The sequence below is a fragment of the Candidatus Methylomirabilota bacterium genome (assembly GCA_036005065.1).
Taxonomy (GTDB): domain Bacteria; phylum Methylomirabilota; class Methylomirabilia; order Rokubacteriales; family DASRDR01; genus DASYQW01.
Window position 1 is genome coordinate 1 of record DASYQW010000075.1, and the last position, 10,499, is coordinate 10,499.

Annotated in this window: 9 protein-coding genes; 1 reads left to right on the forward strand and 8 read right to left on the reverse strand. The window is 71.5% G+C overall.

Annotated features, from left to right (window positions below):
- Positions 1-1,934, reverse strand: a 1,934-nt coding sequence (locus VGW35_05885; protein ID HEV8307179.1) for a hypothetical protein, incomplete at its 3' end; no start/stop codon positions are given.
- Positions 1,935-2,085: 151 nt separating this feature from the next.
- Between VGW35_05885 and VGW35_05890 the strand changes: the two genes are divergently transcribed.
- A complete protein-coding gene (locus VGW35_05890) occupies positions 2,086-3,903 on the forward strand; it encodes a hypothetical protein (protein ID HEV8307180.1) in 1,818 nt (605 codons plus the stop codon).
- 135 nt (positions 3,904-4,038) lie between these two features.
- On the opposite strand, the gene VGW35_05895 is transcribed toward VGW35_05890, so the two are convergent.
- The 7 genes from VGW35_05895 to VGW35_05925 form a co-directional block, all read right to left on the reverse strand.
- Positions 4,039-4,554: a biotin/lipoyl-containing protein gene (locus tag VGW35_05895; GenBank protein ID HEV8307181.1), complete on the reverse strand. Its 516-nt coding sequence runs from the start codon at positions 4,552-4,554 to the stop codon at positions 4,039-4,041.
- A gap of 5 nt (positions 4,555-4,559) precedes the next feature.
- Positions 4,560-6,068, reverse strand: coding sequence for an acetyl-CoA carboxylase biotin carboxylase subunit (gene accC, locus VGW35_05900; GenBank protein ID HEV8307182.1), 1,509 nt, complete (start codon positions 6,066-6,068; stop codon positions 4,560-4,562).
- A gap of 21 nt (positions 6,069-6,089) precedes the next feature.
- Positions 6,090-7,100: an ABC transporter substrate-binding protein gene (locus VGW35_05905; GenBank protein ID HEV8307183.1), complete on the reverse strand. Its 1,011-nt coding sequence runs from the start codon at positions 7,098-7,100 to the stop codon at positions 6,090-6,092.
- Between the two features lie 14 nt (positions 7,101-7,114).
- Positions 7,115-7,540 (reverse strand): nucleoside-diphosphate kinase, encoded by a 426-nt coding sequence (gene ndk / locus VGW35_05910; GenBank protein HEV8307184.1) that lies wholly within the window; start codon positions 7,538-7,540, stop codon positions 7,115-7,117.
- A 65-nt stretch (positions 7,541-7,605) separates the two neighbouring features.
- Complete coding sequence (gene sucD / locus VGW35_05915; protein ID HEV8307185.1) at positions 7,606-8,481, reverse strand: succinate--CoA ligase subunit alpha; 876 nt, start codon at positions 8,479-8,481, stop codon at positions 7,606-7,608.
- The gene (gene sucC, locus VGW35_05920; GenBank protein HEV8307186.1) at positions 8,478-9,647 is read right to left on the reverse strand and encodes an ADP-forming succinate--CoA ligase subunit beta; all 1,170 of its coding nucleotides are present in this window, start codon (positions 9,645-9,647) and stop codon (positions 8,478-8,480) included. Before sucC ends, sucD begins: the two co-directional genes overlap by 4 nt.
- Positions 9,648-9,678: 31 nt before the next feature.
- Entirely contained in the window at positions 9,679-10,407 is a 729-nt protein-coding gene (locus tag VGW35_05925) for a succinate dehydrogenase/fumarate reductase iron-sulfur subunit (GenBank protein ID HEV8307187.1), read from the reverse strand.
- Between the last annotated feature and the right edge of the window lie 92 nt (positions 10,408-10,499).

Sequence of the window (10,499 nt, forward strand, 5' to 3'; positions counted from 1 at the left end):
CGGTGACGATGGCCGGCTCCGTCCACCTCGCCCCGGACGTGGAACCCCGAAGGGCGCACCGGGAGGCCGACGCACTCGGTGTGGGGGGCGCCGGGGGCGAGGTCGAGCGGGAGCCGGCGTCCGGCGGCCACCGTGGCGCCAGCCGGGTCGCTCTCGACGCGAAGGCGCAGCGTGTGGAGCGGGTAGAGCGCCACGAACCCGGGGCCGGGATTCCATAGCGTCAGACACGCCTGCCACCGCCCGTCCGGGTCCGGCGGAGCCAGCTCGGCGGTCGCCTCGAGCGTGTCGACGCCGGGCGGCGCCGCGGGCGTGACCCGGTACACGAGGTGGGCCGCGGTCGACCGCTCCACCCGGAACGTGGCGTCGAGCGCCCCCAGCGCCGCAGCCCGGTCGGGATCGAGCCAGCGCCGATCGACGAGGACGAGATCCACGCGGAGGGCCCGGATCAGGGCGACCGAGCGCGGATCGGGAAATCCGGCCATGGCGGCGACGAGCTCGTCGTAGTGAGGGGGGGCGTAGCTCGACGCGCCGTTGACCGTCCGGCGAAGGTGCCGGGCGGCGCCGGCCAGCTTGTCCCAGTCCTTCCCCATCGGCAGCTCGATCACCATCGTCCGGGCGTCCTGGGCGCGGAGCCACCCGTAGACATCATGGAGCGCGGCCCAGTCGACCCGCTCGATCGTGCCCGGAAAGGGCACGCCGATGGACTCGAGGAGGATGAGGGCGGCCAGGCCGACGAGGACGATCGCCCGCCAGCCCGGACGCAGGCGGCGGACGAGAACGGCGGCGCCGGTCGCCGCCAGGAGGGCCAGTCCGAGCGCGACGAACCCGGCGAAGCGCCGCGGGGTCCGGATCGCGTCGAACCCGGGCACCGCCGCGTACAGCAGGGTGTAGGGCAGCGGAACCGATCCCCACCGGGTCGAGCCGGTGGGGCCGAAGGCGAAGACTGCCGCCGCCACCGCCGTCGCGACGTACGGGGCGAGGCGCGCCCGGAGGCTGTCCCGCTCGTGCAGCACCGCGACGAGACCCAGCGCCGCCAGCCCGGCCACGGCGAGCCCGGGGAAGAGCGCTTCGTGGTCGAGGTCCACGACGCGCCCGAAGCCCACCAGCCGGTGCAGGAAATGCTCCGGCGGAACCCCGAGATAGTCTCCCCACACGGTGGAGTAGCGCTCCACCTCCGCGAGGGAGCGCCTGAGCCCCCACTCCCGGGCCACCGCCCGGTAGGGCGCCACGTAGGCGGCGAGCAGCGCGGCGGTCGGCACCCCGACCCCCACGAGACGGAGGAGGTGGCCGCGCCCGAGCGGGCGGTCACCCCAGGCGACCGCCGTGGCGAGGAACACCACCGCCGCCACGGCGGCGAACATGAAGGCAATCATGCTGGAGCCCGCCAGCAGGAGCGCGACCCCGGCCGGCAGAGTCGCCGCGACCCAGGTCGGCCGGGCGAGAAAGCGCTCGAGGGCCAGGAAGAGCCAGGGGAACCACAGCGTCGAGAGCGTCTGGAGGTTGTGCGCCTGGTGGAGGAGGCGCGGCGAGTACGCGAAGACGATGCCGGCGAGAAGCGCGGGGCCCGCCGCCCCGAGCAGGCGCCACGCCAGCGCCCCGGCCCCGAGGCCGGCCAGGGTGTACGCCGCCACCAGGGCGACGTTGTGGCCGACCACGGGGTTCCCCGTGACCAGGATCGCGGGAGCGGCGACCGCCGCGAAGGTCGGGATGTATTCGCCGAGGGCCAGCGTGCGCGGATACGGGGCGAAGATGCCGGCGTCCAGGAGTCGCACGCCCGGGGTGGTGAGGCTGTGGACGACCCACTGGAGGAAGTAAAGGGAGACGAGCGGGTCCTCGGAGGCGCCGAGGCAGGTGGCGAAGCAGCGCGGGAGCGGCCACGTCACCAGGACCGTGAGCGCCAGCGCCGCCGGCGCGACCACGAGCCACCGGATCATGCTAGAGTCGCGTCGGGGTAACCCGGCGCCGACCACCGAGCGCGTGATGCATCGAGGAGTGCTCCGAGCGGCGGCTTCGCCGCCGCCACGACAGGGGGGCATCGGGGGGGTCTTCCGAGACCCCCCCGAAATGACCTGGAGTGACTGCCCGATGACCTCGCCTGGACCTCACGAGAATGTGGGGTGGCTGGGGCTCGTGCTGGCCGGTCTGCTCCTGTGGCACTCGGCCTGGAACACGGCCTTCTGGACGAACACCGCCCGGGCCGTCCTTCCCGACGGTCTTTCCTATGAGCAGCGGCGGATCGTCTACGGCTTCAACCGCGTTCCGATCGACCAGATCCGTACCGGCCTCGACGCCTTCTTGCCCAGAGGCGTGGCGGTCGCGCTCGACCCCAATGTCTGGGCCGACCCATTCCTGTCGCAGCGACTGACCGAGGGGCTGTATCCGCGCATCGTCGACAACGCCTCGCCGCACGTGCTCACGCTCGCCGAGAACGCTCCGCCGAGCGACCCGACGGCCAAGGAGCTGGCGCGGTTCGGCTCCGAGAAGGTTCTCTACCTCCAGGGCCCGCCGACCATCGCCGGGCCGCTCGGACCGGCCGCGAGCCGTCCTCCGCCCGATGAGAGCTTCGAGCTCTCGTGGCTCCAGTTCCTGGCGTGTCTCGCCGGCGCCGCCGGGCTTGGCTGGGGGCTCCTCCGGGTTGTCCGGCGGTCTTGGCCTGCGGATGGTGAGCGGCCGGGCCCGTTGGCCATCCTGATCTGCGCGGCCTTCCTGGGCGTACTCGGCTCCGTGTCGACCTGGCTGCAGATCAGACTGCCACGGATGGCCCTCGGCATGCTCGGTATGGCCCTGTTCGTGGCGGCGACCGCTCAGGTGCTCCGCCGCGGAGGGCCCGAAGTCCTTCGGGGGGCGGTGGCGGCGGGCCGCCGGAACCCTGAGAACCTCCTGGCGGCGGCGGCGCTCGCCGCCTTCCTGGCTCGGGTGGCCCGATTCCCCATCGTGATGTGGGACGGTCGCTCGATCTGGTTCTTCCACGCCAGACAGATCTTCACCCATGGCCGGTTCTCGACCCAGGATGCGCTACGCCCCGAAGCCCAGTGGTCGCACACCACGTACCCTCTGCTGTTCCCCGGCTGGATCGCTCAATTCAGCTCGTTCAGCCCCGCCTATAACGAGCGCCTGGCCAGTCTCGGCATCCCGGTGCTGCTGGCGGCGGTCTTGGCCCCGATCTGGATCTTGTCCCGAAAGGCGCTCGGACGATGGCCGGGCGCCGCGTTCACCGTGGCGCTCTTTTTTTCGGTGGAGACGCTGTGTGCCGGCGGGTACGTCGATGGCTTCGTGATGCTGTTCTTCGTGCTGGCCCTTCTGGCCTTGTTCACCCCTGGCTACCAGCTCGTCGGCTGGATCTCGGTGCTGGTCCTCTCTCTTCTGAAGCAGGAGGGGTTGGTGTTCGGCGCGCTGGCGAGCGTCGCCGCCCTCGTCGCCCACCGCCCCTCCGGCGAGCCCGGGCCACCGGCCCCGAGGCGCTGGTCTCCGCTGCTGGTGTTGGCGCCAGCCGTTCTCCACGCGTCCTGGGCGAAGTGGATCGGACTGGAGGGCGCGTTTCACGGTATCCGATGGCCCGAGGTGTTCGGCGATCTCCCCGGACGCCTGGGCGTGATCCTTGGCGCCCTGCCCGAGGTCCTCACGCGGTTTCCGCTTCTCGGAGAGGGCCTGGTGGGCCTCCTTGCCGTCGGGATCATCCGGGCGGCCGGTCCCGAGCGGCGCAATCGACTGGCCACCGCCGCGGCCGCGCTCGCCACGGCGAGCTTCGGATTCGCCGTCGTGGCCCTCGTCCTGACCCCCCACGATCTCAAGTGGCACGTCGACTCATCACTGGACCGCTTGCTGCTACACCCGTCGGCCTTGTTCGTGCTGGCAGCGTTGCTGCTGGCGAGAAACGAGACGAGGGCCGCGCCCCCTTCCTGATGTCCAGGAGTGTGTCGGAGTAACCCGGCGCCGACCACCGAGCGCGCGGTGCATCGAGGAGTGCTCCGAGAGGCGGCTTCGCCGCCGCCACGACGGGGGGGCATCGGGGGGGCTTCCGAGACCCCCCGAAATGACCTAGCGCCCGGGACCAACCACGACCAGCAGGTCACCGGCGTTCACCGGCTGCCCCGGAGTGACCGCCACGTCGGTGACCACACCGGCCGTCGTCGCGCGGAACTCGTTCTCCATCTTCATGGCCTCCAGCACCACCAGGGGCGTCCCCGGCTCGACCCGGTCGCCCGGGCGGACGTGGATCGCCACGACCCGCCCCGGCATGGGGGCCACGAGCCGCTCGCCCGAGCCGGTCGCCACCCGCCCACCCGGGCGCCCGGCGGAGCGCCCGGCTTCCGCCACCCGGAGGCGATGACTGGCGCCCCCGATCGTGACCACGACCTCGTCGTTCTCTTCACGGACATCGGCGAGGTACGACCGCCCATCGATCAGGAGCGAGACGGGCCCGCCCGGGGACAGCCGGGCATCGACGTCGAGCCACTGGTCTCCGAGGCGCACGCGATAGCGCCCGCGCTGGTCCGCGGCCTCGACCACTTCGACGGGCAGCGACTCGGAGGCGACCGTCACGTTGAAGCGCACCGGCGCTACCGGGGAAAGCGGCGAGCGGCCGGCCGGGCCGCCAGCGCCCAGCGCGACGGCCCGGCGGTCGGCGGCGGAGTGGCCGCAATCTGTCGCGCACGCCGGTAGGCGTGGAGGGCCGCGGCGACCACCGCGATGCGGGACGCCCGGGCATCGCCCCGGGTCACGGTGGGGCCCATCCGCTCGACGAACGCGGTCGACAGCCGACCCGCGACGAACTCGGGGTGCCGCATGACCGCGACGTGGAAGGGGATCGTCGTCTGCACCCCGGCGACCGCGAACTCGGCCAGCGCGCTCGCCATGCGGCGGATGGCCTCGCCGCGGTCCCGGCCCCACACGATCAGCTTGGCCATCAGCGGGTCGTAGTAGAGCGGGACCTCGGCGCCCTCGTACACGCCGGCGTCGACCCGCACCCACGGCCCGGCCGGCGGGCGCCAGGCGGTGATCCGCCCGGGCGAGGGGCGAAAGCCCGCCGCCGGGTCCTCGGCCGAGATCCGACACTCGAGCGCCCAGCCCCGCGTGGTCACCTCGTCCTGGGTGTAGCCGAGCTTCTCGCCCGCCGCCAGGCGGAGCTGTTCGCGCACGAGATCGACGCCCGTCACGAGCTCGGTCACCGGGTGCTCCACCTGGAGGCGCGTGTTCACCTCGAGGAAGTAGAACCGGCGCTCCTGGTCGACCAGAAACTCCACGGTGCCGGCGTTCTGGTAGCCGACGGCCGCCGCCAGCCGACAGGCCGCCTCGCCCATGTCGTTCCGGAGGGCGGCGTCGACCAGCGGGGAGGGCGCCTCCTCGATCAGCTTCTGGTGCCGGCGCTGGATCGAGCACTCGCGCTCGCCGAGGTGCACGACCTGGCCGTGGGCATCGGCCAGGATCTGGACCTCGACGTGTCGCGGCTCGGGGAGGGCCTTTTCCAGGTAGACCGCCGCGTCACCGAAGGCCGACGTCGCCTCGGAGCGGGCCAGGCGCAAGGCCGAGGCGAGCTCACCGGGGCCCGCGACCAAGCGCATCCCCTTGCCGCCCCCCCCGAGCGCCGCCTTGATCATCACGGGATATCCCAGCTCTTGCGCCAGGCGGGTGGCCTCGGCGTCGCTCCCGATGGGCTCGCGGGACCCCGGCACCAGCGCGAGACCGCAGCTCGAGGCCGCTCGACGGGCCGCGACCTTGTCGCCCATCGTCGCGATCGCGCCGGCCGGAGGCCCGACGAACGTGAGGCCCGCCGCCCGGCACGCCTCGGCGAATCGAGCGTTCTCGGCGAGGAAACCATAGCCCGGGTGGACCGCTTCGGCCCCGCTGCGGACGGCGATCTCGACCAGGCGGTCGATCGCAAGGTAACTCTGGATCGCCGGCGCCGGGCCCACGAGATGGGCCTCGTCGGCCAGCCGCACGTGCAGGGCCTCCCGGTCCGCCTCGGAAAAGACGGCGACGGTGGCGATCCCGGCCTCGCGACAGGCGCGGATCACGCGGACCGCGATCTCGCCGCGATTGGCGATCAGCACCTTGCCGAAAGGACTCACTCGCCGGCCGGGCACGTCGGGTCAGCGGGGAAGCGCCCGGAGCGCTTCCTCCAGGAAGGAGCCATCGACGAGGTCGCGGGAGGCGAGGCTCCGGGTGATCATCCCGGTCTTGTGATACCAGGCGAGCTGTCGCCCGATGTCGGTCACGTCGAGCCGGCCGTCGCGGTCCTGATAGGGAAAGCCGACGCGAATGATCTCAGGCCTGGCCTCGGTGTACCTGGCTGTGATGGCCACCACCTCGTCATAGCCGGGTCCGGGAGCCGGCTTGCCGTCCTTGACGGCGAGCACGGTGTCGAAGTAATGACGCGAGGCGCGCAGGTAGCCTTTCATGAAGGCCACCGCCCGCTCCCGGTCCTGGGCGAACCTGTGGGAGTAGAAGATCGCCGCCACCTGGTACGGGAGCCTGTCCCCGACCCAGAACAGGATCCGGCCGAACCCCTTCTCCACCGCAGTTCCGGCGAACGGCTGCGGAATCAGGATGGCGTCCACGCGCTTCCCCTCGAGCGCCTCGGCCATGGCGCCGAGCGTCCGGAGCGGCGCGGGCTCGACGTCACCCAGGGCAAGCCCCTCCCGCTCGACCAGGTTTCCGAGCATGTAGTGGAAGGTAGAGCCGAGCTGGGTGATCCCGACCTTCTTCCCCCGCAGGTCCTTCACCGACTGGATGGGTCCGCCCTTCTGAACGACGAGCGCCGTCAGAGGATAGCCAGCCCACTCCCGTCCCTTGTCCGCCACCACCCACAGCTTCTCGCCGCCCGCCACGATGTTGTAGAGCCCGGCGGTGAGGCCGGTCGCGCCCACCTCGAGGTCGCCGGAGGCGATGGCGACCGCGACCGGCTGGGCGGCCTGGAAGTAGACGAGCTCGGGCTCCACACCGGCGTCGCGGAAGAAGCCCTTCTCGACGCCGACGAAGATCGGGGTGGACGACGTGAGCTTGAGGACGCCGACCTTGACCCGCTTGGGCTCGGCGGCACCGGTCCCGGCGGCAGTGGCCACCGCGAGCCCGACGGCCAGGAGCCATACCGCGCGGCGCACGGGAGGGAGCCCGGTCAACGCCCGTGGAGATCGAGGCCGGGGAAGAAGTAGGGGATCTCGAACGCCGCCGAATCCGGCGAATCCGAGCCGTGGACCGCATTCGCCTCGATCGACTCGGCGAAGTCCTTCCGGATGGTGCCCGGCGCCGCCTGGGCCGGGTTGGTGGCACCCATCAGCTCGCGGACACGCGCGATGGCGCTCTCCCCCTCCAGCACCATCGCGATGCAGGATCCGTCGCTCATGAACCGGGTCAAGCTCCCGAAGAACGGGCGCGTCCGATGGACCGCGTAGAACCCCTCGGCCTGGCCCACCGTCAGATGAACCATCCGGATGGCCAGGATCCGGAGCCGGGCCGCCTCGAGGCGGGCGATGACCTGACCGGCCACGCCCTTACGAACGGCGTCCGGCTTGACGATGACCAGCGTCCGCTCGACGGCCATCTCAGCGGACCACCATGTGCGTAGCGCTCAGGCTTCGCATTGCGCGCGATTGGTCCCAGAGCTCCTCAGCGGCCACCGAGCACCTGGGCCACCGTCCGCCCGATGTCCGCCGGGCTCGTGACGACCCGGGCTCCGGCCCGGCCCAGAGCGGCCATCTTCTCGGCCGCGGTGCCCTTGCCGCCGGCGATGATGGCGCCGGCGTGTCCCATGCGTCGCCCCGGCGGCGCCGTCTGGCCGCAGATGAACGCGACCACGGGCTTCCCGAAGCCCTTGGCGACCACGGCGGCGGCGGCTTCCTCGCCGGTGCCGCCGATCTCCCCGATCAGCACGACGCACGTCGTCTCGGGGTCGTCCCGGAACAGCTGCAGGACGTCCACGAACGTGGTGCCGATGATGGGGTCGCCGCCGATGCCGACACAGGTGGACTGCCCGATGCCGAGTCCCGTGAGCTGGTGGACGGCCTCGTAGGTGAGCGTGCCGCTCCGCGAGACCACGCCGACCGGCCCCGGCTTGTGAATGTGGCCGGGCATGATGCCGACCTTGGCCTGGCCCGGCGTGATGAGCCCCGGGCAGTTCGGACCGATCAGCCGCGACCGCCGGTCGGCCAGAAACGCCTTGGCCCGGACCATGTCGAGGGTCGGGATCCCTTCGGTGATGCAGACGATCAGCTCCAGGCCGGCGTCGGCGGACTCCATGATGGCATCGGCGGCGGCGGCCGGCGGGACGAAGATCAGCGACGCGGTGGCCTGCTGCTGCTCGACGGCGGCCGCCACCGTGTCGTAGACCGGGATGCCCTCGTGGGTGGTGCCGCCCTTGCCGGGAGTGACGCCCGCCACCACCCGGGTGCCGTACTCGCGGCAGCGCTGGGCGTGGAACGACCCCTCCCGGCCCGTGATCCCCTGGACGAGCAGGCGCGTCTCGCGGCCGACCAGGACGCTCACCCCGACCGGCCTCGCGCGAGGCGAACGACCTTCTCGGCGGCGTCCTGCATTCCGTCGGCGGTCGTGAAGTTCAGGCCGGACGCCCGAAGCATCTGCCGGCCCTCCTCGACGTTCGTTCCCTCCATGCGGATCACGACCGGCACCGTGATGCCGAGCGTCCGGGCGGCCCGGATGATGCCATCGGCCAGCACGTCGCAGCGGAGGATGCCGCCGAAGATGTTGATGAGCACGGCCTTCACGTTCGGGTCGGACAGCAGGATCCGGAAGGCGTTCTCGATCTGGGTAGCGTTGGCGCCCCCGCCCACGTCGAGGAAGTTGGCCGGTGCCCCGCCGGCGTGCTTGATGATGTCCATGGTCGCCATGGCGAGTCCAGCGCCGTTCACCATGCAGCCCACGTCGCCGTCGAGCTTGATGTAGTTGAGCCCGAACTTGGCGGCCTCGACGTCGAGGGGGGTCTCCTCGTTGGTGTCGCGGAAGCTCTTCATCTCCGGGTGGCGGAACAGGGCGTTGTCGTCGAAGGCGAGCTTGGCGTCGAGGGCCAGCAGGCGCCCGTCGGCCGTCACCACCAGCGGGTTGATCTCCGCCAGCGAACAGTCGCGGGCCACGAACGCCATGTAGAGCCCGCCGATGGCGGCCGCGCCGGCCCGCCCCAGGTCGCCGTCGAGGCCGAGGCTGAAGAGGAGGCGCCGGACCTGGAACGGGAGGAGGCCGAGGGCGGGATCGGTGGGGGCCCGCTGGATCTTCTCGGGCGAGCGAGCCGCCACCTCTTCGATCTCCATCCCGCCCGCCTCCGAGACCATCACGACGGGCGCCGCCGCCTCACGGTCCACGGTGACCGCCAGGTAGAGCTCCTTGGCCACCGCGAACGCTTCCTCGACCAGGACCTTCTGGACGACGATGCCTTCGGGCGGTGTCTGCGGCGTCTTGAGACGCATGCCGAGGATCTGGCGGGCGGCCGCCTCGGCCTCGGGGGCCCCGGCGGCGATCTTGATGCCGCCCGCCTTGCCCCGGCCGCCGGCGTGAACCTGGGCCTTCACCACCACTCGGCCCCCGAGCCGCTCGGCCACGGCGCGGGCGGCCGCCGGCGTGTCGGCCATCTCCCCGCGCGGCACGGGGACGCCGAACTCTCTGAGGATCGCCTTGGCCTGGAACTCGTGGATCCTCATGGGCGTGATCGGGAATGACGACCGGCGACGGCTACTGGCCTCGGAGCTTGCGGAGGACCCACACGATCGGATCGTAATACTGGTCGACGACGCGCTCCTTGAGCGGGATGATCGCGTTGTCCGTGATCTTGATGTGCTCGGGGCAGACCTCGGTGCAGCACTTGGTGATGTTGCACAGCCCGATCCCGGCCATGTCCTTGATCAGCCCGCGCCGATCGTGGGTATCGAGCGGGTGCATCTCCAGCTCGGCCAGGCGGATGAAGAACCGCGGCCCCGCGAAGCGCTTCTTGTGGTCGTCGTGGTCTCGGATCACGTGGCAGACGTTCTGGCAGAGGAAGCACTCGATGCACTTGCGGAACTCCTGCCCGCGGTCGATGTCCTCCTGCATCATCCGGTAGGTGCCGTCCGGCTCCGGGGGTCTGGGGTGGAAGGCGGGAATCCGCTTGGCCACCTCGTAGTTGAACGACACGTCCGTCACCAGGTCCTTGATGAGCGGGAAGGTCCGCAGGGGCGCCACGCTGATGGGCTGATCCGGGGGGAAGATGTTCATTCGCGTCATGCAGGTGAGCCGCGGCGTCCCGTTCACCTCGGCGCTGCACGAGCCGCACTTCCCGGCCTTGCAGTTCCAGCGAATGGCCAGGTCGTTGGCCTGGTGCGCCTGGATCTTGTGCAGCACGTCCAGGACGACCATGCCCTCGTCCACCGGCGTCCGGTACTCCCGGAACTCGCCGCCGTCCGCGTCGCCGCGGAAGACGAGCATCACCGCCTCGCGGCCGGCCACCCTACGTGCCCTCGCGGGTGCGGCAGTGCGCCGCCCGACGGGATGCGACGGGGATCGGCCCGGGCCGCATC

Bases quoted from the DNA above. Each gene is read 5' to 3' on its own strand.
- VGW35_05890 (HEV8307180.1), top strand. From the start codon at position 2,086: ATGACCTCGCCTGGACCTCACGAGAATGTGGGGTGGCTGGGGCTCGTG.
- ndk (HEV8307184.1), bottom strand. From the start codon at position 7,540: ATGGCCGTCGAGCGGACGCTGGTCATCGTCAAGCCGGACGCCGTTCGT.
- sucC (HEV8307186.1), bottom strand. From the start codon at position 9,647: ATGAGGATCCACGAGTTCCAGGCCAAGGCGATCCTCAGAGAGTTCGGC.
- VGW35_05925 (HEV8307187.1), bottom strand. From the start codon at position 10,407: ATGCTCGTCTTCCGCGGCGACGCGGACGGCGGCGAGTTCCGGGAGTAC.